This window comes from Thermomonas carbonis (genome assembly GCF_014396975.1).
In the GTDB taxonomy this organism is placed as follows: Bacteria; Pseudomonadota; Gammaproteobacteria; order Xanthomonadales; family Xanthomonadaceae; genus Thermomonas; species Thermomonas carbonis.
In genome coordinates this window covers 590,415-613,361 of the sequence record NZ_CP060719.1, presented here as the reverse complement: position 1 = coordinate 613,361, position 22,947 = coordinate 590,415, and the positions used below count along the sequence as shown (strand labels likewise).

General features: G+C 67.5%; 22 protein-coding genes and 1 pseudogene. 7 read left to right on the top strand and 16 right to left on the bottom strand.

The genetic code is table 11. The features are described 5' to 3' along the window. Positions 1–185: 185 nt before the first annotated feature. Together ygiD and H9L16_RS02930 are read left to right on the top strand one after the other, a co-directional pair. Positions 186–1,052, top strand: coding sequence for a 4,5-DOPA-extradiol-dioxygenase (gene ygiD / locus H9L16_RS02935; RefSeq protein WP_187553110.1), 867 nt, complete (start codon positions 186–188; stop codon positions 1,050–1,052). Positions 1,053–1,170: 118 nt separating this feature from the next. Further along, complete coding sequence (locus H9L16_RS02930; protein ID WP_187553109.1) at positions 1,171–1,443, top strand: hypothetical protein; 273 nt, start codon at positions 1,171–1,173, stop codon at positions 1,441–1,443. A 4-nt stretch (positions 1,444–1,447) separates the two neighbouring features. On the opposite strand, the gene H9L16_RS02925 is transcribed toward H9L16_RS02930, so the two are convergent. Then, complete coding sequence (locus H9L16_RS02925) at positions 1,448–3,937, bottom strand: ABC transporter permease (RefSeq protein ID WP_187553108.1); 2,490 nt, start codon at positions 3,935–3,937, stop codon at positions 1,448–1,450. Continuing rightward, positions 3,934–4,686, bottom strand: a complete 753-nt coding sequence (locus H9L16_RS02920) for an ABC transporter ATP-binding protein (RefSeq protein WP_187553107.1) — start codon at positions 4,684–4,686, stop codon at positions 3,934–3,936. Before H9L16_RS02920 ends, H9L16_RS02925 begins: the two co-directional genes overlap by 4 nt. Here H9L16_RS02920 and H9L16_RS02915 point away from each other — a divergent pair. Together H9L16_RS02915 and H9L16_RS02910 are read left to right on the top strand one after the other, a co-directional pair. After that, a complete protein-coding gene (locus H9L16_RS02915; protein ID WP_223158164.1) occupies positions 4,685–5,266 on the top strand; it encodes an arylesterase in 582 nt (193 codons plus the stop codon). The two genes, H9L16_RS02920 and H9L16_RS02915, sit on opposite strands and share 2 nt — an antisense overlap. Before the next feature lie 87 nt (positions 5,267–5,353). Next, on the top strand, positions 5,354–6,472 hold the full coding sequence (locus tag H9L16_RS02910) for an NADH:flavin oxidoreductase/NADH oxidase (protein WP_187553106.1): 1,119 nt from the start codon (positions 5,354–5,356) through the stop codon (positions 6,470–6,472). Between the two features lie 3 nt (positions 6,473–6,475). Here the strand turns inward: H9L16_RS02910 and H9L16_RS02905 are convergent, their stop codons facing one another. From H9L16_RS02905 to H9L16_RS02845, 14 genes and pseudogenes are all read right to left on the bottom strand, one after another. Next, on the bottom strand, positions 6,476–7,615 hold the full coding sequence (locus H9L16_RS02905) for a pyridoxal phosphate-dependent aminotransferase (protein ID WP_187553105.1): 1,140 nt from the start codon (positions 7,613–7,615) through the stop codon (positions 6,476–6,478). Positions 7,616–7,619: 4 nt separating this feature from the next. Further along, positions 7,620–8,918, bottom strand: a complete 1,299-nt coding sequence (gene purD / locus H9L16_RS02900) for a phosphoribosylamine--glycine ligase (RefSeq protein WP_187553104.1) — start codon at positions 8,916–8,918, stop codon at positions 7,620–7,622. 1 nt (position 8,919) lies between these two features. Then, complete coding sequence (gene purH, locus H9L16_RS02895; RefSeq protein WP_187554015.1) at positions 8,920–10,482, bottom strand: bifunctional phosphoribosylaminoimidazolecarboxamide formyltransferase/IMP cyclohydrolase; 1,563 nt, start codon at positions 10,480–10,482, stop codon at positions 8,920–8,922. Between the two features lie 179 nt (positions 10,483–10,661). After that, positions 10,662–10,925 (bottom strand): DNA-binding transcriptional regulator Fis, encoded by a 264-nt coding sequence (gene fis / locus H9L16_RS02890; RefSeq protein ID WP_187553103.1) that lies wholly within the window; start codon positions 10,923–10,925, stop codon positions 10,662–10,664. A 142-nt stretch (positions 10,926–11,067) separates the two neighbouring features. After that, positions 11,068–11,577: a DUF3426 domain-containing protein gene (locus tag H9L16_RS02885; protein ID WP_187553102.1), complete on the bottom strand. Its 510-nt coding sequence runs from the start codon at positions 11,575–11,577 to the stop codon at positions 11,068–11,070. Next, positions 11,574–12,503 carry a 50S ribosomal protein L11 methyltransferase gene (gene prmA, locus H9L16_RS02880; protein ID WP_187553101.1) on the bottom strand — a complete coding sequence of 310 codons (930 nt, stop codon included), beginning with the start codon at positions 12,501–12,503 and terminating at the stop codon, positions 11,574–11,576. Before prmA ends, H9L16_RS02885 begins: the two co-directional genes overlap by 4 nt. A gap of 67 nt (positions 12,504–12,570) precedes the next feature. Next, entirely contained in the window at positions 12,571–13,719 is a 1,149-nt protein-coding gene (locus H9L16_RS02875; RefSeq protein WP_187553100.1) for a hypothetical protein, read from the bottom strand. After that, positions 13,653–13,889, bottom strand: a complete 237-nt coding sequence (locus H9L16_RS02870; RefSeq protein ID WP_187553099.1) for a hypothetical protein — start codon at positions 13,887–13,889, stop codon at positions 13,653–13,655. The genes H9L16_RS02875 and H9L16_RS02870 overlap by 67 nt, the downstream gene beginning before the upstream one ends. A gap of 115 nt (positions 13,890–14,004) precedes the next feature. Then, the gene (locus H9L16_RS02865) at positions 14,005–14,634 is read right to left on the bottom strand and encodes an HD domain-containing protein (protein ID WP_187553098.1); all 630 of its coding nucleotides are present in this window, start codon (positions 14,632–14,634) and stop codon (positions 14,005–14,007) included. 5 nt (positions 14,635–14,639) lie between these two features. Beyond that, on the bottom strand, positions 14,640–16,007 hold the full coding sequence (accC, locus tag H9L16_RS02860) for an acetyl-CoA carboxylase biotin carboxylase subunit (protein WP_187553097.1): 1,368 nt from the start codon (positions 16,005–16,007) through the stop codon (positions 14,640–14,642). A 12-nt stretch (positions 16,008–16,019) separates the two neighbouring features. Next, complete coding sequence (gene accB, locus H9L16_RS02855; protein WP_187553096.1) at positions 16,020–16,511, bottom strand: acetyl-CoA carboxylase biotin carboxyl carrier protein; 492 nt, start codon at positions 16,509–16,511, stop codon at positions 16,020–16,022. 17 nt (positions 16,512–16,528) lie between these two features. After that, on the bottom strand, positions 16,529–16,969 hold the full coding sequence (gene aroQ / locus H9L16_RS02850; protein ID WP_187553095.1) for a type II 3-dehydroquinate dehydratase: 441 nt from the start codon (positions 16,967–16,969) through the stop codon (positions 16,529–16,531). Between the two features lie 467 nt (positions 16,970–17,436). Further along, positions 17,437–17,610: pseudogene (locus H9L16_RS16470) on the bottom strand (TlpA disulfide reductase family protein); the annotation flags it as partial. A gap of 206 nt (positions 17,611–17,816) precedes the next feature. Beyond that, positions 17,817–20,168: a protein-disulfide reductase DsbD family protein gene (locus tag H9L16_RS02845; protein ID WP_187553094.1), complete on the bottom strand. Its 2,352-nt coding sequence runs from the start codon at positions 20,166–20,168 to the stop codon at positions 17,817–17,819. 255 nt (positions 20,169–20,423) lie between these two features. Here H9L16_RS02845 and groES point away from each other — a divergent pair, with 255 nt between their 5' ends. From groES to H9L16_RS15980, 3 genes are all read left to right on the top strand, one after another. Continuing rightward, complete coding sequence (groES, locus tag H9L16_RS02840; RefSeq protein ID WP_187553093.1) at positions 20,424–20,711, top strand: co-chaperone GroES; 288 nt, start codon at positions 20,424–20,426, stop codon at positions 20,709–20,711. 104 nt (positions 20,712–20,815) lie between these two features. After that, positions 20,816–22,456 (top strand): chaperonin GroEL, encoded by a 1,641-nt coding sequence (gene groL, locus H9L16_RS02835; protein WP_187553092.1) that lies wholly within the window; start codon positions 20,816–20,818, stop codon positions 22,454–22,456. A 179-nt stretch (positions 22,457–22,635) separates the two neighbouring features. Then, entirely contained in the window at positions 22,636–22,902 is a 267-nt protein-coding gene (locus H9L16_RS15980; RefSeq protein ID WP_223158163.1) for a hypothetical protein, read from the top strand. The last annotated feature ends 45 nt before the right edge of the window (positions 22,903–22,947 follow it).

The following is a 22,947-nucleotide window of genomic DNA, read 5'->3' as shown; positions in this document are numbered from 1 at the left end:
GTAGGAGCGGCTTCAGCCGCGACCCGCCGCGCGCGGCGTTGTCCAAAGATCGCGGCTGAAGCCGCTCCTGCGGTGCAGCAGGGTGGCGTAGGCGGGCTGCACCGTACCGTTCCACCCGCCGCGGTCGCATATCGGCCGCGTCGACCCCAGAGTAAAAGGGACTTCTCCGCTCGCGAGTACCCGCCATGTCCGCCATGCCCCTGATGCCCGCCGCCTTCCTCGGCCACGGCAGCCCGATGAACGCGCTGGAACGCAACCGCTTTACCGACGCCTGGCGCGCGTTCGGGGCGTCGGTGCCGCGACCACGGGCGATCCTGGCGGTGTCGGCGCACTGGCATGTCAACGGCCTTGCAGTCACCGCGATGCCCAACCCGCGCACGATCCACGATTTCTACGGATTCCCGCAGGCCCTGTTCGAAGTCGATTACCCGGCGCCGGGATTGCCTGTACTGGCGGAAGAAGTGGCGGATACGGTGTCGCCGGATTACTTGGTCGGCCTGGACCAGGATGGCTGGGGCCTGGACCACGGCACTTGGGGCGTGCTGGTACACGCCTTTCCCGACGCCGACATCCCGGTGGTGCAGTTGTCGCTGGACGCGCGCAAGCCGCTCGAGTGGCACCTGGCCCTCGGCGCGAAGCTGGCGGCGCTGCGCGAACGAGGCGTGCTGATCGTCGGCAGCGGCAACGTGGTGCACAACCTGCGCGCGATCGACTGGAAGAATCCGGATGGCGCCTTCGACTGGGCCGAGCGTTTCGACAACGACGCCCGCCAGTTGATGCTGGAGCGCCCGCACGACATCGCCTCGCTGGCCTCGCATCGCGATTACGGCATGGCGGTGCCCACCGACGAGCATTTCCTGCCGTTGCTGTATCTCGCCGGCCTGGCCTCGGCGGCAGGCAAGCCTGCGGAGGTGCTGGTGGACGGCTATGCCTACGGTTCGCTGTCGATGACCGCGTACACGCTGGGCGGGCGTTGCCCCGAAGTCGCCCAAGGCGGCGAGGGTGCGGCACCGTTGGACACCACCGTGCCGCCGGGAGAGGCGAACATCTAGCCTGTTGTGGACTCCGTTCCTGACTGAACGAGATGTCGACGCAGGGATGCGTGTTCGGGAACGAGCCAGCCAGGCTTGCCTAGCCTGCGTCGGTCATTCCGACGCGAAGGAGCATGCCATGACGGCCGATACCACCACGCCGCTGGAACAGGTCAACACCGCACTGAGCCAGCTGAAGGAAATGCGCCATTACTCGAAGACCTACGTCGAGCAGCTCACTGCGCAATGGCTGCTGTTCGACGGGGCGCTGAAGAAGCTCAAGCAGGCCAGCTCATTCGAGGACCTGATGACCCGCCAGGCCGAATTCCACGCAGCGCTGGACGAAGAGATCGGCGAACTGGAGGCCTTGGCCACCAGCTTGCAGCCGGCCCCTGAGGCGGAAGCCGCGTAACCCGTCAGTCCGCCGCCGCCAGCGTCTGCCGGACGCTGGCATGCAGGAAGCGGCGCATGCTGAGCCAGCCAGCCAGCATCGCCGCCAGGGTGCCGGCCAAGGCACCGATGGCGAGGGTGGTCGGACTCCAGGTCGGCGGCAGGTCCAGCACGCGCTGCGCGAACAGGCTGCCGATGCCGGCCGCGGCGAGTGCGGCGATGCTGCCGGCGATGGCGCCGATCGCGCCGAATTCAACCAACTGCGAGCGCCGCAGTTGCGCGGTGCTCGCGCCCAGTGTGCGCAAAACGCCAAGCTCGGTGATGCGCTCATCTCGCGTCGCCGCGACCGCCGACACGAACACCAGGCAGCCGGACAGGAACGCGAACCAGAACACCACCTGGATCACCATCGCGGCCTGGTCGCCGATGCGCGCGATCTCGCCGGTGATCGCGTCGATGTCGATGACGTTCGCGTTCGGGATCTCGCTTGCGAGCGCGGTCGCAAGCGTTGCATCACCGCGCGGCACGCGCACTGCGGTGATGTAGGTCGCCGCCAGCCCAGGCGCGAGGTCGGGCGATGCCAGCACGAAGAAGTTCGGGGTGAAGCTTTCCCAACGCACGTCGCGCAGGCTGGTGATCTTGCCCTCGATGCGTTGCCCGCTGACATCGAACACCAGGGTATCGCCGAGTTTCCATTGCAGCTGTTCGGCGAATTTCGTTTCCACCGAGAACTGGTTGCGCGCGGTTTTGGCATCCCAGAACGTGCCTGACTGGAGCGTGTTGCCCTCGGGCAGGCTGTCGGCGGTGGAGAGATTGAACTCGCGATCCATGAGGCGCTCGCCACGACCCTGCGGCTGCGGGCGGCCGCGTTCCTGCGCGGTGGCACCGGCGTAGCGCGCGCGGATCACCGGCGACAGGCCGGCCGAGCTGAAGCCGAGGCGCTGCAACGTCGCATCGAAGGTTACGCGCTGCTCGGGCTGCACGTTGATGACGAAGCGGTTGGGGGCGTCGCCGCGCACCGTCGCCTGCCACTGGTCCCACACGTCGGTACGCACCAGCAGCAACAACAGCAGCGCCATCAGGCTGGTGCCCAGCGCGACGACCTGGGCGATGGTGAGGCGGCGTCGACGCGCAAGGTTGAGCAAGGCGTAGCGGGTGATGCCGCTGCCACTGCGGCCGGCGCGTGCCACCAGCCATGCCAGCGAGCCACCGGCGACGGCCAGGATCGCGGCGGTCGCCAGCAAACCCCCGAGCAGGATGGCGGCAGCTTTCGGATTGCCGGCGGCCTGCCAGAACATCGCCAACATACCGGCCAATGCCAGCCCGAACAGCACCAGCGCCGGCGGCGAGGGCGTGCGCAGGTCGCTGCGCAGCACCGCCAGTGCGCTCACCCGCCGCAGCGCCAGCAATGGCGGCAACGCGAACGTGAGAAGGATCCACCCGCCGACCAGCGCGCCCTGCAGTAAGGGCCAGATACGCGGCGGCGGCAGGGTAGTGCCGAGCTCGCGTGCGATCCACAGGCCGGCGACGAACTGCAGCACAGTCGCGGCCAGCAGCGCGGCGATGATCGCGATGCCGCCCAGCAGGGCCAGCGTGCCGACGTACAGGCCGGCGATGTCGCGCTGGCGCGCGCCAAGCGCACGGAACGTGGCGGCGATGCGGCGGTGGCGCTCCGCATGCTGGCGCGAGGCCATCGCGATCGCGACTGCGGCGAGCGCTGCGGTCAGCACCAGCGACACCGACAGGAACCGTTGCGCGCGATCCAGGGCATTGCGCAACTGCGGGCTGATGTCGTCGCCGGTTTCCACCCGCGCGCCGGGGGTGGGATCGGCTTCGCGCGCCTTCACCCATTGGGCGACGGCCGCGGGTGCGCCAACCACCGAGATCCGCCAGGACGCACGCGCGCCGGGACCGAGCAGGCCGCCGGTTTCCACTTCGGCCAGCGGCAGGATTATCCGCGGGCCAAGTTCCACGCCGTTGAGCGGACGATCCGGTTCCTCGACAATGATCCCGGTCATCACCAGCGTGCGTCCGCCGACGGTGATGCGCTCGCCGATCGCCGCGCGCATGCGTTGCGCGCCGCTGCTGCTCAGCCAGGCTTCGCCGGCGTTCGGTCGCGGCAGCAGTTGCACGCCACGCGCGGTGCGCACGCGATAGGCACCAAGCAAGGGCGCATCGCCGGCCAAGGCCTTGAGCGTGCCGAGCTGCGGCGTGGCCTTGCTCGAGCCGACCATGCTCGACAGCTCCACGCTGCGATACAGGGCGAGACCAAGTCGGCGCGCGTCGCGTTCGGCGTCGTCGACATTTCCCGCATCGCTGCTGAAGGCGGCATCGCCACCGACCAGGCGTCGGCTCTGTTCGGCCAGTGCGTCGGTGGTGCGTTGGGCGATGCTGCCCACGCCGGCCAGTGCCAGCACCGCCACGAACAGGGCGGCCAGCAGCACGTTGAATTCGCCGGCGCGCCAGCCCTGCCACGCCTGGCGCGCGGCCATCCGCATCAACGCAATTGCATTCACGCCTGCAGCCGCCCGGCTTCGAGCCGCAACTGGCGGTCGCAGCGCGCAGCCAGTCGCTCGTCGTGGGTGACGATCACCACGGTGGTGCGGCGCGCGCTGTCGATGTCGAACAGCAGGTCTTCGATCGCGATGCCGGTGCGGCGGTCGAGGTTGCCGGTGGGTTCGTCGGCGAACAGGATGCGCGGCTGCGCGACGAAGGCGCGCGCGATCGCGACGCGCTGCTGCTCGCCGCCGGACAGCTGGCGCGGCAGGTGGTGCAGGCGTTCGCCCAGGCCGACCTGCTGCAGCAATGCACGCGCGGCATCGGTGCCCGGCCGGCCCTGCAGTTCCAGCGGCAGCGCCACGTTGTCGAGTGCGCTCATCGCCGGCATCAGCTGGAAGTTCTGGAACACGAAACCGACCGCGGCGGCACGCGCCGCGGCGCGGGCGTCCTCGTCGGCGGCGTGGATGGGCACGCCATCCAGCCAGACCTCGCCGCGACTGGGCAGGTCCAGCCCGGCCAGCAGCGACAGCAGGGTGGTCTTGCCGGAGCCGGAACTGCCGACGATCGCCACCCGTTCGCCCGGTGCGATGTCCAGGCTGATGCCATCGAGGATGGTCAGGTCGTTCTCCGGCAGCGCGACCACCTTGCCCGCCTCGCGGGTTCGCAAACCGCCACGGGCGGGCGTGCTAGCGTCTGCGGCGTTTGGACCTGGAGTGGAATCGATGTCGAGGGCGATGCGGGCGTGGGTGCTGGGGGTCTGTTCCATGCTGTCGATGCTAGCGGCACCGGCGGCCTTCGCGCGTGAGCTGAAGGTACTGGTGATGGGCGATTCATTGTCGGCCGCCTACGGCCTGCGACCCGAGCAGGGCTGGGTGGCCTTGGCCGATGCGAAATCCGTGGCGTACACCTTCCACAACGCCAGCGTGTCCGGCGAAACCACCGCGGGCGGTCGCAGCCGCTTCGCTGCCGAACTGCAGCGCGCCAAGCCCGACATCGTCATCATCGAGCTCGGTGCCAACGACGGCCTGCGCGGACTGCCGCTGCAACAGATGGGTTCCAATCTCGGCTGGATGATCGGAGCCTCGAAGGCTGTGGGCGCACGCGTGTTGCTGGTCGGCCTGCAACTGCCGCCGAACTTCGGCACCTACGCCACCGACTTCCAGCGCAGCTACGTGCTGATCAGCGAGCGCCTGGGCACCGGCCTGATCCCGCATTTCCTGGCGCCACTGGGCATCCAGCGCAAATGGTTCCAGGCCGATAACCTGCATCCGATCGCCGAAGCGCAGCCGCTGCTGGCCACGCAGGTGTTGAAGGCGCTGGATGCGTTGCCGGCGGCGACCCGCTGAAGCCGGCCTGCACGTCACTGTTCCGCGCATGGCGTTGTTGCGACGCTGTCGGCACCGGATAGTGGCGCTCCGTTTCGGAGTGACCGCATGAGCCAACTCTTCTCGCCGCTCGCCCTCGGCCCGCTGTCGCTGACCAACCGCATCGTGGTGGCGCCGATGTGCCAGTACTCCTCGATCGATGGTGAAGCCACCGACTGGCACGTGCAGCACTGGAGCAACCTCGCGTTGTCCGGCGCGGGGCTGGTGATCGTCGAGGCCACCGCGGTCGAGCCGCGCGGGCGGATCAGCTGGGCGGACCTTGGGCTGTACGACGATGCCACCGAAGCCGCGTTCGCGAAGGCGCTGGCCACGGTGCGGCGCTGGTCGCCGGCCAGGATGGGCGTGCAACTGGCCCATGCCGGCCGCAAGGCCTCCACGCTCAAGCCATGGGAAGCCGGTGGCGGCCCGATCCCGGCCGGCGATGCGCGCGCCTGGACCACGCGAGCGCCGTCCGCGCTGCCGTATGCCGAGAGCGATCCGTTGCCAGAGGCCATCGATGATGCGGGCATCGAACAGATCGTGCAGGCCTTCGTGGACAGCGCGACGCGCGCGGTCCGGCTCGGCCTGGACCTGATCGAGATTCATGCCGCACACGGTTACCTGCTGCACCAGTTCCTGTCGCCGCTGAGCAACCGGCGCAGCGACGCCTATGGTGGCTCGCTGGAAAACCGCATGCGGCTGGTGCTGGAGGTGTTCGATGCGGTGAAAGCGGTGCTGCCGGAGTCGATCGCTTTGGGTATCCGCATCTCCGCCACCGATTGGGTCGAGGGTGGCTGGGATCTCGAGCAAAGTCTGGTGCTGGCGAAGGCGCTGGACGCGCGTGGCTGCCACTTCATCCATGTGTCGAGTGGCGGCCTGCACCCGGCGCAGAAGATCGCAGCGGGTCCCGGCTACCAGTTGCCGTTCGCCGAGGCGATCAGGCGCGAGGTCGCGATGCCGGTGATCGCGGTCGGCATGATCACCGAGCCGCGGCAGGCGGAGGCGGTGCTGGTCGATGGACAGGCCGACGCCGTCGCTCTGGCGAGGGCGATGCTGTTCGAGCCGCGCTGGCCGTGGCGTGCGGCTGCGGAGTTGGGCGCGCAGGTCGCGTCGCCGCCGCAGTACCTGCGCTGCGCCCCGCATGGGCAATCGAAGTTGTTGCAACTCGCGACCGGCAGCGCTGGCTGAGCCTCAGTCGATCCGCGCTTGCGCCGCGAACCACGGCCGCAGACGGCGCAGCGCTTCCTCGATGCGCGCGCTGTCCGGCGCGAAGCTGAAGCGGATGAAGCGATGGCCGGCGACCGGGTCGAAATCCACGCCCGGCGCCAGCGCGACGCCGGTCTCGCGCAGCAGGCGCGTGCAGAACGCCATGCTGTCGTCGGTCAGGTGGCCGACGTCGGCCCAGAGGTAGAACGCGCCGTCCGGCGGCGCGATGTTCGCTAGTCCGAGCGCCGGCAACGCATCGAGCAGCAGCGCACGATTGCGCGCGTACATCGAGTGGTGGCCCTGCAGTTCGTCGCTGCAGTCCATCGCCACCAATGCGGCCTGTTGGCTAGGCGAGGGCGGAGTCAGGAACAGGTTGCCGGCGATGGCGCGGGCGGTATCGACATGCGCCGGCGGCACCAGCAGCCAGCCGAGCCGCCAGTCGACCATGCTCCAGTACTTGGAGAAGCTGTTGACGATGAAGGCATCGTCCGCGAATTCGAGGATCGAATGCGCGGGCGCGGTGTAGTGCAGGCCGTGGTAGATCTCGTCGGAAATGATCGCAATGCCGCGTTGCCGGCAGATATCGGCGATGGCGCGCAAGGCGTCAGGCGCGATGATCGCGCCGGTGGGGTTGGCGGGGCTGGCGATGATCAGTCCGGCTGGTGCCGGATCCAGCGCGGCGATGGCGTCGGCAGTGAGTCGGTAGCCGACATCGGGTCCGCACGTGATCGTGACCGGCTGCATGTGCGCGGCGATGCTGGTGTTGCGATACGCGACGTAGCCGGGCGTGGCGTAGGCGATGCGGTCGCCGGCCTCGAAACGCGCCAGCAACGCCAGCAGCAGCGCCGGCGACGCACCGCAGGTCAGCAGGATGCGCGAGGGATCGACCTCGATCGCGTGGCGTTCGCGATACAGCTGCGCGATGCGCTGGCGCAGCGCCACGCTCTCCCAGTAGCCGGGCGGATCGCAGTCAAGTGCGTCTCGCACCGCGGCCAATGCGGCGGCCGGCGCACTGGTCGATGGCTGGCCGAATTCCATGTGGATCACCGAACGACCTTCGGCTTCCAGCTCGCGCGCCAGTTGGCCGATGGCCATCGCCCGGAACGGCTCGACGCGCTCGCGCATGGTGTCAGCCGCCGCGTTCGGACTGCTCGCGCGCGATCGCGCGCCAGCCGATGTCGTTGCGATGAAATTCATTCGCCCATGAAACCGCATCGACGCCCGCATACGCATTGCGCTGTGCGTCGGAAACGGACTCACCGAGCGCAGCGACGCAGAGCACGCGGCCGCCGGCGCTGACCACGCGGCCATCGGCATCCTCCGTGGTGCCGGCGTGGAAGACCTTCGCCTTTGCGGGCACCCTGTCGAGACCCCAGATGACATCGCCGGTGATCGGCGCGTCCGGGTAGGGACTCGATGCCAGCACTACGCCCAGCGACGGACGCGGATCCCACTGCGCGTCGGTGACGTGCAATTGGCCGTCGATCGCGGCCTCGACAAGATCCACGAGATCCGACTGCAGGCGCAGCATCACCGGCTGGGTTTCCGGATCGCCGAAGCGCACGTTGAATTCGATCACCTTCGGCGCACCGCCCGCATCGATCATCAGGCCGGCGTAGAGGAAGCCGGTGAACGGGGTGCCGTCGGCGATCATGCCCTGCACGGTCGGATTCACCACCTCGCGCATCACCCGCGCATGCACCTCGGGCGTGACCACCGGCGCCGGTGAGTACGCGCCCATGCCGCCGGTGTTCGGGCCGGTGTCGCCATCGCCGACGCGCTTGTGGTCCTGCGAGGTCGCCATCGGCAGCGCGGTCTTGCCGTCGACCATCGAGATGAAGCTGGCTTCCTCGCCGTCCAGGAATTCCTCGATGACCACGCGCGCGCCGGCATCGCCGAACGCATTGCCATCGAGCATGTCGCGTACCGCAGCTTCGGCTTCGTCCAGCGTCATCGCCACGATCACGCCCTTGCCCGCGGCCAGGCCATCAGCCTTGACCACGATCGGTGCGCCCTTCTCGCGGATGTAGGCGAGCGCGGCATCGACCTCGGTATGCACGGCGTAGAACGCTGTCGGAATGCCATGGCGGGCGAGGAAATCCTTCGCGTACGCCTTGCTGCCTTCCAGCTGCGCGGCCGCGGCGGTCGGGCCGAAGATGCGATGGCCCGCGGCTCGGAAACGATCGACCACGCCCGCCACCAGCGGCACTTCCGGGCCGACCACGGTCAGCGCGATGCCTTCGCGCTCGACCAGCGAGAGCAAGCCGTCGATGTCGGTGACCTTGACGTCCGCGTTGCGGCAGCGCGCTTCGGTCGCAGTGCCGGCATTGCCCGGCGCGACGATCACCTCCGACACGCGCGGCGACTGCGCGAGCTTCCACGCAAGCGCGTGCTCGCGGCCGCCGGTACCGATGACGAGGATTTTCATGTCAGTGCCGGAAGTGACGAACGCCGGTGAACACCATCGCCAGGCCGTGTTCGTCGGCGGCGGCGATCACTTCGGCATCGCGCATCGAACCGCCCGGCTGGATCACGGCCTTGATGCCGGCCTCGGCCGCGGCGTCGATCCCGTCGCGGAACGGGAAGAAGGCATCGCTGGCCATCACCGAGCCTTCGACCTGCAGGTTGGCATCGAACGCCTTGATCCCGGCGATGCGTGCCGAATACACCCGGCTCATCTGCCCGGCACCGACGCCGATGGTGCGATTGTCCTTCGCGTAGACGATGGCGTTCGATTTCACGAACTTCGCCACCTTCCATGCGAACAGCAGGTCGCCGAACTGGGCTTCGGTCGGCGCGAGCCTGGTGACGACCTTCAATTCATCGCGGGTCAACACGCGGTCGTCGGCGGTTTGCATCAGCATGCCGGAGCCGACGCGCTTGGTGTCGATGAAGCCGGGCGCGGGCGCGGCCATCGGAATGCGCAGCACGCGCACGTTGGCCTTCTTGCGGGCGTACTCGAGAGCGCCTTCCTCGTAGTCGGGCGCGATCAGCACCTCGACGAACTGGCGGTCGAGGATCGCCTTGCAGGTCGCGGCATCGAGCTTCGTATTGAACGCGAGGATGCCGCCGAAGGCGCTGGTCGGGTCGGTGGCGTAGGCCAGCTCGTAGGCATCGCCGCAGGCCGCGCCGACGGCGACGCCGCAGGGGTTGGCATGCTTGACGATCACGCAGGCCGGCACGTCGAACTGTCGCACGCATTCCCACGCCGCGTCGCTGTCGGCGATGTTGTTGTAGGACAGTTCCTTGCCCTGCAGCTGGGTGAACGTGGCCAGCGAGCCCGGGGCCGGCCAGAGGTCGCGGTAGAACGCCGCCTGCTGGTGCGGGTTCTCGCCGTAGCGCAGGTCCATGACCTTGACGAAGTTGCCGTTGGCCTGCGCGGAGAACTGCGCGTGCGTTCCATCGTCCTGTTTCGCGGAGAGGAAATTGCTGATGCAGGCGTCGTAGAACGCGACGTTGTTGAACGCCGCCACCGCGAGTTGGAAGCGCGTCTTCGCCGACAGTGCGCCAGCGTTCGCATTCAACTCGTCGATGATGCCGGCGTACTGTGCGGGATCGGTGGCCACCGCGACGCGCGCGAAATTCTTGGCCGCGCTGCGCAGCATCGCCGGACCGCCGATGTCGATGTTCTCGATCACGTGCTCGAAGCTGCTCGACGGATCCATCGACACCTTCGCGAACGGATACAGGTTCAGCACCAGCAGGTCGATCGCCGCGATGCCGTGCTCGGCCATCACCGCGTCATCGATCCCGGCGCGCCCGAGCAGGCCGCCATGCACCTTCGGATGCAGGGTCTTGACCCGTCCGTCCATCATTTCCGGGAAGCCGGTGTGCTCGCTGACGTCCTTCACCGCCAGTCCGGCATCGCGCAATGCCTTCGCGGTGCCGCCGGTGGAGAGCAGTTCCACGCCCTGCGCGGCGAGCGCCTTGGCAAGATCGAGCAGGCCGGTCTTGTCGGAGACGGACAACAGGGCGCGGCGAACGGTCACCATCGGACCGTCGAGATGGGGGGCGGTCATGGGAGGGGCGCAGCAGTGGGGAAGCGCGAATTATAAGCGCGTTGCCCCACCGGGTCGTTGCCGGGCCTGCGCAGGTACGCGCGCGGGGCACTCGCTCTGCGCCCCGAAATGCCGCGTCGCGAGCGCGCCCCACGCGCACCTGCGCGGCACGATCAGGACGACAGCCCGTAATCCTTCAGCTTCTTGCGCAGGGTCGCCCGATGGATGCCGAGCATGCCGGCCGCGCGGCTCTGGTTGCCATCGCAGTGGCGCAGCACTTCCGCGAACAGCGGGATTTCGAGCTCGCGCAGGGCGATGTTGTACAGGTCGTCGGTGTCGCAGCCATCGAGGTCACGCAGGTAACGGCGCACTGACGTGGCGACATGGTCGCGCAACGGCGCGCGGCTGGCGTCCTGGCGGTCGGCGGAAACGTTCAAACGGAGGCCCCTCGGTGCAGGCCGCGGCGGGAGGTCCACCGTCGCGGGGAGGGGAGTCTAGCGCGATGCATGGCGCGGCGTGAGTGCGTTGCCGCATTCATCGCGAAAAAAATGCGCGATGCGGCGATTCAGTCGGGCGCGTTCAATCGAACCTGAAGTCGAACGCGACCACGTTCGGCGAGGGCTCGACGATGTCGAAGGCCAGCTGCGACGCTTGGCCGGGCGCGAGCAATGATGATGTCGGCGCATCGCCCAGGTAGTCGCGCGGCAGGAAGCGGCGCGTGCCCAGCGTGCGGTTGTCCGCATCGGACAAGGTCAGTACCAGCGCAGGCCAGGCTTGCGCCCAACGCGCATCGTTGCGGAAGCTGGCTTGCACGCGCAGCACGCCCGGACGTTCGGGGACCGCGATCACGTCGCGCGCGAGCATCACGAAGGCGGTGGGTTCCCGCCACGCTGGCACGCTGCAACCGATCGCATCGCATACGGTCGCGACCACAGGTCGCCAGTGCGCATTCGTCGCCAGCGCCGCGCGTTCGCCCAGGAACAGTTGCCCGGCCAATGCCAGCGCGAGTGCGACAAGCGCCAGCCATTCGCCGCGGCGACGCGTCGCGACCGGCGTGTCGCGCAGCGCGAAACTCGGTGTGCGGCTCATGCCTTCACCGGATGCGCGTTGCGCACGCCGTCGATGCGCATCCAGTCGTCCTCGCGCTCGACGCGAAGTGCGTCGAACCATGGGGCGAAGCGCAGCAGCAACTCGTGCTCCTGGCCGGCGAGGATTCCCGACATGGCGATGCGCCCGGCGGGCGCGGTGCGTGCGGCCAAGGTCTCCGCCAAGGCATCCAGCGCGGAGGCCAGGATGTTGGCGACCACGACCGGATAGGTCGCGGCTGGTTCGTCCGCGGGCATGAAAGTGTCGATGCTCACGCCGTTGCGCTCGGCGTTGTCGGCGGTGGCGATGATCGCCTGCGGATCGTTGTCGACGCCGGTGGCGCGCGTGGCGCCCAGCTTCATCGCGGCCAGCGCGAGGATGCCGCTGCCGCACCCGAAGTCGAGCACGTTGCGGCCCTGCAGTTCGCCGTTGGTGGCAAGCGTGTCCAGCCAGCGCAGGCACAGTGCCGTCGTCGGATGGGTGCCGGAACCGAACGCCAGGCCAGGGTCGAGGCGGATGATCGCGGCATCGGCCGTGTTCGCTTCATCGGGCAGTGCATGGTTCCACGGCACGATCCAGGTGCGCGCGCCGAAGCGCATCGGCTGGAACAGGTCCATCCACGTGCGTTCCCAGTCCTGGTCCTCGACCGCGGCGAAACGCACCTGCGACCAGTCCAGTCCGGGATCGAAGGACTCCATCGCCGCCAGCAGCACCAGCCCGTCGGTGTCGGCGGGGAACAGCGCGGTGATGGTCATTTCGTCCCACAGCGGGATCTCGCCCACGCCGGGTTCGAAGATCGCCTGTTCGTCGGCGGCATCCAGGTGCGCGTCCTGCAGGCTCACCGCAAGTGCGCCGACATCCTCCAGCGCGCGTTCGTAACGCGATTGGTCGGCTTCGCTGCAGGGCAGGGTCAGTTGCAGGTAAGGCATCGGGGCTTCGGTGACGGCGAAGCCCCATGGTCGCCGCGCGCGCGCGCGACGACAAGCCCGCGGACGATCAACCGCCCAGGATGCCCTTCAGCAGGCCCTTCATGCCGGGCTTTTTCTGCTGTTGCTGTTGTTGCTCGCCCTCTTCGCTGTCTTCCATCTGCTGCATGCCGCCGAAGTCCAGGCCCAGGATCGCGGTGGCGCTGGAACGCGCACGCAGGCGCACGCTCCATTCCGGGTTCCAGGGCAGCTTGGGATCCGCGGGCTTGGGCGGATACGTGATCCAGCTTTCCGGGCCGTAGGCAGTCATGCTGAGCATGCCCGGCATGGTCATCTGCTGGCCTTCCACGTTCGAGGCGCCGGCGAAGATGCCCTTCGGGATCGTGCAGCTGGTCGCGGTGGACGGCAGCAGCACCTTCTGCTTCAGCCATTTGTCGAGCTGGCCACCGGTCAGGTTGGTGTGCAGGTCCTCGCGCGCGCCGGGGATCTCGGCGCTGCTCCACATCGTCATCGCGAACGAGTTCTCGCCCAGCACCTGCATGTGCATGCCGGTGATGTGGAAGCCGCGGGCGCGCTCGACGGCGGGCCAGCTCAATCCGATCGCGTCGGTCGCCTCGCCCTGGGTGCGCAACGCGAGCTTGGGCATGAAATCCGCGGCTTGTTGGACCTGGAACTGCATCGACGCGGGGATGCCGTCGCCGGTGATCCTGTGCTCGCCGGCCAGGCGGGCACCGTTGGGCACCTGCTTGCCGTGCTGGCGGTTCGGCCAGTACACCCAGCCCGGCTTGAGGTCGATATCGCGGTCGGCGACGCTGATTTGCCTGGAGATGCTGCCGGTCGTCGAGAAGTCGATGCCCTGCATCGAGGCCATGGGGTTGTTGGGGTCGGCGGTCTTGCCGTTGCCCTTGAGCTTGAAGGTCGCGACCTTGGGCTGGCCCGGGCGCACCGTGGCACCGCAGCCCCAGTACTCGGTGATCTTGACCTGCACGTCCGGGACCTTGGCGGGCGACGTGGAGCTTTGGCCAGGCTTGCTGGGATCGATCGGGATCAGGGTCAGCGACTTGCCCAGCTTCAGGCCCGCGGGGATCTGCTCCTGCGCCTCGACGCCGGGCTTCAGCGCGTTGTGCAGGGCGATGTCCAGGTACTGCCCGCTCATGCCGCCGGCGCGGGTGGTCGGGTACGTGGGCTTGCCGGTTTCGCCGCCCATGCGGCGGGCCATGAAGCCGCCCAGCCCCCCATCATCCCGCCCATGTCCGGCATCCCGGCCATGTTGTGGGTCAGCACGTCGATGTAGAGGTTGGTCGGCGGGTTCTTGTTCTGCTGGCTCGACGCGGGCAGGGCGACAAGCGTGGCGGCGAAGGCGAGGTACAGGGCGTGACGGCGTTGCATGGCGGCTCCGGACGACGGGTCGATATGCACTGTAAAGCGGAAAATCGGCCCGGAAGCGGTCATCCCGCCGCGATCAGAGGATCGACAATGCCTTTTTCCTGCGCTCGGGTTCGACTCAGCGAAGTCCTTCCAGCTCGGCGTTGATGTTGCGGCGTGCCTGGTCTTCAAGGCTGGAATGGAAATGGTCGGTCTGGAAGATCCGTTTGCGCCGGAGGAAGGACTCGAGCACGGCACGCCGGTTGCGGCGGAACAGGAGGCCGGGTACCCAGCGATATTCGCGGCGGATCGCGTGGCGGTAGGCGTCGTAGGCGTCTGGTGTCGCGCCGAGGATCGAAAGATCGATGTCGATCATGATCGCGGTGTCGTGGTCGGTGGCGACGGCATCGTGCAACGTGGCCACGATCAATCCGTGCACGCGATCCCGCAGGGACACCGGTGCGCTGTTCTCGTGCAGGAAGCGCATCGCCCAGTCTGCGCTCGCCTGCTCGTTGTCGGACCGGTAGGGGTCGTAGACGGCATCGTGGAACCAGAGTGCGAGCTCGATGGCATGCGGCTGTTCGGCTTCATGGCGAAGCGAATCGAACCGGGTCAGGCAGTCAGCGATGTGTTGCTGCGTGTGGTAGTGCCGATGCGATTGCCGGTAGGCATCGGAGAGGGCCGCGAACGTCGCTTCGTTCTGCGGCCAGCCCAGTCCGAGCATCAGCGTTTGCCAGCGGTCGGGCGTCATCGCGGTGCCCTTGGTCACTCGCGTCAGAGGATCGACAGCGCCTTTTCCTTGCGCTCGGCCAGGCGCTTTTCCAGGTAATGGATGTTCTGCCCGCCCTGGGCGAAACCGCCATCGGCGAGGATGCGCTGCTGCAGCGGCACGTTGGTCTTGATGCCGTCCACGACCATCTCGCTCAGCGCGACCCGCATGCGCGCGATCGCCTGCTCGCGGTCGGCGCCATGCACGATCAGCTTGCCGATCATCGAGTCGTAGTTCGGCGGGACGCGGTAGCCCTCGTAGATGTGCGAGTCCACGCGCACGCCAGGGCCGCCCGGCGAATGGAAATGGCTGACCAGTCCCGGCGACGGCATGAAGGTGTCGGGATCTTCCGCATTGATGCGGCATTCGATCGCGTGGCCCTTCAGCGCCACGTCGGACTGCTTGATCGACAGCTTGTGGCCGGACGCGATCAGCAACTGCTCGCGGACCAGGTCGATGCCGGTGACCAGTTCGGTGACCGGGTGCTCGACCTGGATGCGGGTGTTCATTTCGATGAAGTAGAAGCGGCCGTCTTCGTAGAGGAACTCGAAGGTGCCGGCGCCGCGATAACCGATGCGCAGGCAGGCGTCCACGCAGACCTTGCCGATCTCGGCGCGCGCTGTCTCGCTGATGCCGGGCGCGGGAGCTTCTTCCACGACCTTCTGGTGACGGCGCTGCATCGAGCAGTCGCGCTCGCCCAGGTGGATCGCGCGGCCCTGGCCGTCGGCCAGCACCTGGATCTCCACGTGGCGCGGGTTCTCCAGGAATTTCTCCATGTAGACCATGTCGTTGCCGAACGCGGCCTTGGCTTCCTGCTTGGTGGTGGAAATGGCGCTCGCCAGCGCGGCCTCGGTATGCACCACGCGCATGCCGCGCCCGCCGCCACCGCCCGCGGCCTTCACGATCACCGGATAGCCGATCTCGCCGGCGATGCGGATGTTGGTGGCCACGTCGTCGCCGAGCGGGCCGCCGCTGCCGGGCACGCAGGGCACCCCGGCCGACTTCATCGCGCGGATCGCCTCGACCTTGTCGCCCATCAGGCGGATGGTGTCCGCCTTCGGCCCGATGAAGACGAAACCGGACTGCTCCACGCGTTCGGCGAAGTCGGCGTTCTCGGACAGGAAGCCGTAGCCGGGATGGATCGCCTGGGCGTCGGTGACCTCGGCCGCGGCGATGATCGACGCCATGTTGAGGTAGCTCTCGCTGGAAGGTGCCGGGCCGATGCAGACCGATTCGTCGGCCATCGCCACGTGCTTGAGGTTGCGGTCCACGGTGGAATGCACGGCGACCGTGCGGATGCCGAGCGCGTGGCAGGCGCGCAGGATGCGCAGCGCGATCTCGCCGCGGTTGGCGATGACGACTTTATCGAGCATGGGAACCCCCGCTTACCCGATAACAAAGAGAGGCTGGTCGAATTCGACCGGCTGCCCGCTTTCGCACTTGATCGCCAGCACGGTGCCGGAGACGTCGGCCTCGATCGGGTTGAACATCTTCATCGCCTCGATGATGCCCAGGGTCTCGCCGGCCTTGACTGCCTGGCCCACGCTGACGAAGGCCGGCTTGTCCGGCGACGGGCTGCCGTAGTACGTGCCCACCATCGGCGCGCGCACCACGTGGCCCGCGGGCAGGTCGGTGTGCGGCTTGTGCGAGCCGCCGGTGGCGGCTTCCGACGGCGACTGCATCGGCATCACCTGCGCGGGTGCGGCGGCCGGTGCAGGCGCGGCGTGTTGGACCATCGGCGCGGACGCCTGCATGTAGCCACCGCCCTTCGGGACCCGGGCCAGGCGCACGGATTCCTCGCCTTCCTTGATCTCGATTTCGGCCAGGTTGGATTCTTCCAGCAGGTCGATCAGCTTCTTGATCTTGCGCAGGTCCATGGAACGGTCCTCTTGGGTCAGGCCGCGAGCCGCGCAAGCGCGGCATCGAGGGCGTAGCGATAGGAATCCGCACCGAACCCGCAGACCACGCCGACCGCCTTGTCGCTGAAATAGCTGTGCTGGCGGAACGGTTCGCGGGTATGCGGGTTCGACAGGTGGATCTCGATGAAGGGGATGGCCACCGCGGCCAGCGCGTCGCGCAGGGCGACCGAGGTGTGGGTGAAGGCGGCCGGGTTGAACAGGATGAAGGCGGTGCCGTCATTGCGGGCGGCGTGGATGCGTTCGATCAGCAGGTGCTCGGCGTTCGACTGGAACGATTGCAAGGCGTGGCCGGCGGCGGAGGCGCGCGCGGCGAGGTCGGCATCGATGTCGGCCAGGGTGGTGCGCCCGTAGACGTCGGGCTCGCGGGTGCCGAGCAGGTCGAGGTTGGGGCCATGCAGGACCAGCAGCTGCGCCATCGATAGTGCACGTCCGAACGGGTGGGCAGTGTCGCGCAGGCTGGCGATGCTGTCCAGTTCGGCGAACTTGCCACGGATAATCGAATTTTAAGCGCTTGTTTGAGCGAAGGCTCTAAAACAGCGTGATTGTGTCGCGCAGTGATGTCGGGCTGGGGGTATACGCAGGGCGGGCCATGGAAGGCCCGCGCCCGCGACTCAGTCGTGGATGACTGGACGGAGTGGCTGCGTATACCCCTCAGCCCGACATCACTGCGCCCAGGCAGCGATGTCGGCTTCGTCTTCGAAAGGCCCGATCTTGGTTCTGAGCACGCGCCCATCCGCGGACACCAGCACGGAGTAGGGCAGCACGCCCGCGGGATTGCCCAGGCGGACGCTGGCATCTGCGGGGCCGGGGGGGCCATAAGGTTGGCGTAGGTAACACCGAGTCGTTCCATCATGGCCCGCGCGGAGGCTGCATCATCCAACGCGATGCCGACGACTTGCGTGCCATTCGCTGCCTGTTCGTCTGCGTATGCCTGCAGTTCCGGCATCTCTTTCAGGCAGGGCGCGCACCAGCTGGCCCAGAAATTGACCAGAGTCGTCTTGCCGGCCCAGGCGGTCGGGATCTCCGCCTGCGTGCCATCGAGGGTCGCGAGCGTCATTGTCGGCACGATATCGCCACGTTTGGCGATGATCACGCCAGTAGTTGGTGCTGGCGCTTTCGCTTCCAGCACCGCGCCGAGCACGCGCTGTCCCAGTTCGGTGCCCGCCAGACGGGCGGCGATGGTGGGTTCGAAGTACAGGCTTGCGGCCGTACCGGCCAATGCGCCCAGCAGGGCAACGACCAGGATCAGTTTGTTCGACGGCATCAGCGGCCGCTCGCGGCCTGCGCCAACGCAGCTTCAGCGATGCCCGGAGTCAGGATCACCGGCAGGATCGCGCCTTCGCCGCCGCTGCGCGGATAGACCACGTAGAGCGGCACGCCCACAGCCTTGTGTCGCTCAAGGTAGGCGGTGATGGCGGGATCGACGTCGGTGTAGTCGCCGACCATGTACACCGCATCGGCTGATTCCAACGCATTGCGGAAGCCGTCGCGGGCGAACACGGTCTTCTCGTTGGCTTTGCAGCTCACGCACCAGTCCGCGGTCATGTTGACGAAGACGACCCGGCCCTGCGCGCGCAGGTCGGCCAGCGCCTGTTCCGAAAACGCGACGCTGGCGATGCCGCTGTGGGTTGCCGCGCCTGTCGGCTGCGCCTTCGGCAACTGGTGCAGTTTCAGCAGCGGCCAGCCAGTGCCGAGCAGCGCGACCAGGGCGACCACAAGCCAGCCATGCCCGCCGCCGCTCCGCAGCCGCGTCCATGCCCACGCACCCAGCGCCAGCGCGATCGCCGCCGCCATCCACAGCCCGGCGGCATCCGCGCCGCGTTGCTTGGCCAGCACCCAGACCAGCCACGCGGCGGTGGCGTACATCGGGAATGCAAGCAACTGCTTCAGCGTTTCCATCCATGCGCCCGGCTTCGGCAGCAAGCGCGCGAAGGCGGGGACGAAGCCGATCAACAGGAATGGCAAGGCCAGGCCCAAGCCCAGCATCAGGAACACCAGCATCCCGCCGACGGTCGGGCCGGTGAACGCATAGCCAAGCGCCGCACCCATGAATGGAGCCGTGCACGGCGTGGCAAGCACCACCGCCAGCACGCCGGTGAAGAAATCGCCGGAGACGCCGTCGCGTTGCACCAGCGCGCTGCCGCGCTGGCCGATGCCGACATTGGCGTACCACAGGCCGGACAGGCTCAGGCCGAAGGCGAAGACCACCAGCGCAAGCAGTGCAACGACCAGCGGCTGCTGCAACTGGAAGCCCCAGCCCAGTGCCAGGCCGGCCTTGCGCAAGGCCAGCGCCAGCGCGCCCAGCGCAGCGAAGCTGACCATCACCCCGGCGGTGTAAGCCAGTGCGTGACGTCGCGCGCTTTCGCGGCTTGCACCGCTCTGGGCCAGCGACAAGGCTTTCAGCGACAGCACCGGCAACACGCAGGGCATCAGGTTGAGGATCAGGCCGCCGAACAGGGCCAGCAGCAGCGAAACAAGCAGGCCGTGGGTCTGTTGCTGCGGCGGGGGCGTGCGTTCGGCGTCAGTGGGTGGTGCGGTGTCGCGGTCGACGGCAGTGGCATCGTCGGTCGAAATCGCTGTTGCGATCGGCGCATCGCTTGCCGCGCCTGGATCAATGCTGTCGTCGAAAGCGGCAGCTCGGGTGACCGCTGTGCCTGATTCGCTCGAGACTGCGGGCGTGATCTTGCCCGCAGGCAACGACACCGCCAGCCGCCGGTTCATCGGGGGATAGCAGATGCCGCCGTCCTGGCAGCCCTGCAGGTCCAGCACCAGCGTGCCCCTGGTGGCATCGGCCACCGTCCGCGCCACCGGCACCGCGATCTCGACCTGGTCGAAATACACCGCGACGTTGCCGAAATGTTCGTCGCGATAGGGCTTCGCCTTCGGCAGTTTCGATGCCGGCGGCAGCGCAGCGGACAGGCCCTTGCCGGCCTCCAGCTTCACCGACAGTTTGTCGCGGTAAAGGTAGTAGCCGCGCGCCGGGGTCAGCCGCAACAGCAGTGTATTGCCGTCGCCGGCGATGACCTCGGTGGTGAAGGCTTGCTCCGCAGGCAGGGGCAGGGCATCGGTGGCACCAGGATTTCCCCCGGTGGGAATGAGCTGGCGGATTGGCCGGTTATTGCCTGCATACCCGGCCCAAGTGTCTTCACCCCCAGATTCGGGCGGAGGAAGCAGCACTTTGAGGGTGCGCGTCTGCGGCGGATAGCAGATGCCGGCATCGGCGCAGCCCTGGTATTTCACCGTCAGGGTGGCGGTGGTCGCGCCATTCGCCGGGACGCCGGTGAGCGTGCCGACCAGTTGCTGGCGGTAAGTTTCGACATCGCCGAAGAACTCGTCGCGATAGGCCTTGCCCTTGGGCAGGGCCAGCGTCGCGCTGGTGAAGGCCGCATCGGCCTTGACCGAGGTGCGATGCCGGTAGAGGTAGTACTTGTCGGCGATCTGCCAGCGCACCTCGATGCGGTCGCGGGCGGTGGCCTGCGCGGACAGCACGAAGACCTCGTCGACCGGCGGCAATTCGAGATCGTCTGCGAAAGCGGGCAGCGCGGCAGCCGGCAGCACGGCGAGCAGGACAAGGGCGGCCAGCCAGCGACGCAGGCGAGTGGGGAGTGCGGTCATCGCATCAGTTTACCGGGCGGGCTTGGCGGGGGAGCCGCTGCGCGCACAGGGGCAGGAGGCCGGCTTTCGACCGCGTGCCGCCTCAGCGGTTCCAGCGGATTTCGCCGCCCGCCCTTGAAAGGGCCGGGCGCTGCCCCATCTCCGTGGCATCCCGGGTTCGCCCGGTTTCGTCGTCCGCGGTTTGGCACTCGCCCTTGGCGACTGCTAAAATCGCCGGGTTTTCCCCTGTCAATCAACCATTTACCGAGGTTGCCAATGTCCAACATCAAGCCGCTGTACGACCGCGTGGTCATCAAGCGCATGGAAGAAGAGAAATTGTCCGCCGGCGGGATCGTGATCCCGGATTCGGCCACCGAGAAGCCGATCAAGGGCGAAGTCATCGCCGTGGGCGGCGGCAAGGTGCTGGACAACGGCCAGCTGCGCACCCCGCAGGTGAAGGTCGGCGACAAGGTCCTGTTCGGCAAGTACAGCGGCACGGAAGTGAAGCTGGACGGCACCGACCTGCTGGTGGTCAAGGAAGACGACATCTTCGCGATCCTCTGATCGCGCGTCGTTTCCTTTGCACGGCGGGTTTCGGCCCGCCATCGAGACATCCCCATTCCAGGGCGGCGGATTGAACCCCGTCCCACATATTCGAGGTAATTCCAATGGCTGCAAAAGACATTCGTTTCGGCGAAGACGCACGCGCCAAGATGGTGCGCGGCGTCAACGTGCTCGCCAATGCCGTCAAGGCGACGCTTGGCCCGAAGGGCCGCAACGTCGTGCTGCAGAAGAGCTTCGGCGCGCCGACGATCACCAAGGACGGCGTGTCCGTCGCCAAGGAAATCGAGCTGGCCGACGCGTTCGAGAACATGGGCGCGCAGATGGTCAAGGAAGTCGCGTCCAAGACCTCCGACAACGCCGGTGACGGCACCACCACCGCCACCGTGCTGGCGCAGGCGTTCATCCGCGAGGGCATGAAGGCGGTCGCCGCCGGCATGAACCCGATGGATCTGAAGCGCGGCATCGACCAGGCCGTGAAGGCTGCTGTCGGCGAGCTGAAGTCGCTGAGCAAGCCGTCGTCGACCTCCAAGGAAATCGCCCAGGTCGGCGCGATCTCCGCCAACTCCGACGCCAACATCGGCGACCTGATTGCCCAGGCGATGGACAAGGTCGGCAAGGAAGGCGTGATCACCGTCGAGGAAGGCAGCGGCCTGGACAATGAACTCGACGTGGTCGAGGGCATGCAGTTCGACCGCGGCTACCTGAGCCCGTACTTCATCAACAACCAGCAGTCGATGTCGGCCGAGATGGATGACCCGTACATCCTGCTGCACGACAAGAAGATCTCCAACGTCCGCGACCTCCTGCCCGTGCTGGAAGGCGTGGCGAAGGCCGGCAAGCCGCTGTTGATCGTGGCGGAAGAAGTCGAAGGCGAAGCGCTGGCGACCCTGGTGGTCAACACCATCCGCGGCATCGTCAAGGTCGTTGCGGTCAAGGCACCGGGCTTCGGCGATCGTCGCAAGGCGATGCTGGAAGACATGGCCACCCTGACCGGCGGCACCGTGATTTCCGAGGAAGTGGGCCTGTCGCTGGAGAAGGCCACGATCAAGGATCTCGGCCGCGCCAAGAAGATCCAGGTCACCAAGGAAAACACCACGATCATCGACGGCGCCGGCGATGCCGACGGCATCCAGGCCCGGATCAAGCAGATCAAGGCGCAGATCGAGGAGACCTCGTCCGACTACGACCGCGAGAAGCTGCAGGAGCGCGTGGCCAAGCTGGCAGGCGGCGTTGCGGTGATCAAGGTCGGTGCGGCCACCGAAGTCGAGATGAAGGAAAAGAAGGCGCGCGTCGAAGACGCCCTGCACGCGACGCGTGCGGCCGTTGAAGAAGGCATCGTCCCGGGCGGCGGCGTGGCCCTGATCCGTGCCAAGGCCGCGATCAAGGACCTGAAGGGCGCCAACGAAGACCAGACCCACGGCATCCAGATCGCCCTGCGCGCGATGGAAGCCCCGCTGCGCGAGATCGTGGCGAACGCCGGCGAAGAGCCGTCGGTGGTGCTGAATCGCGTGGTCGAAGGCAGCGGCGCGTTCGGTTACAACGCTGCCAACGGCGAGTACGGCGACATGATCGAGTTCGGCATCCTGGATCCGACCAAGGTCACCCGCACCGCGCTGCAGAACGCCGCGTCGATCGCCGGCCTGATGATCACCACCGAAGCGATGGTGGCCGAGGCCCCGAAGAAGGACGAGCCGGCGATGCCGGGCGGCGGTGGCATGGGCGGCATGGGCGGCATGGATTTCTGATCGAGCCTTTCCACTGCAACATGCTCACAGAGAACCCCGCCGCAAGGCGGGGTTTTTCTTTGCAGCCGATCCCTGCACTGCGCCGCGTCGATGTCGTATCCGATCACGGATGGCGTGTACGAGACGAACGTGCAGCAACCGCAGCGCAGGCCGCGCCTGCGCCTTGCCCGCGCGCCGCCGTGCGCGCAGTTGCGCAGCTGGCCGGCACCATCGCGCGCCACCGCACCCCCGATGAAAAGCGCCGCGCGATGACCGGGGCGCAACGCCTCAAGCGCGTGTTCGGCATCGACGTGAGCACCTCCACCTATTGCAGCGGCACGGTGCGGATAATCGCCAACACCACGAAGCGGCACCGCCCCGAAATCCCGAAATCCCGCGCACAGACGTCCGATCCGCCACCAAACCGGCGCTTGTGCGACCGCCGCCTACCCGCCAGACTGGCCTAGAAGGGTGTTTGAATTTCCTGTACGCGCCAGATATTCGGCGAAGTG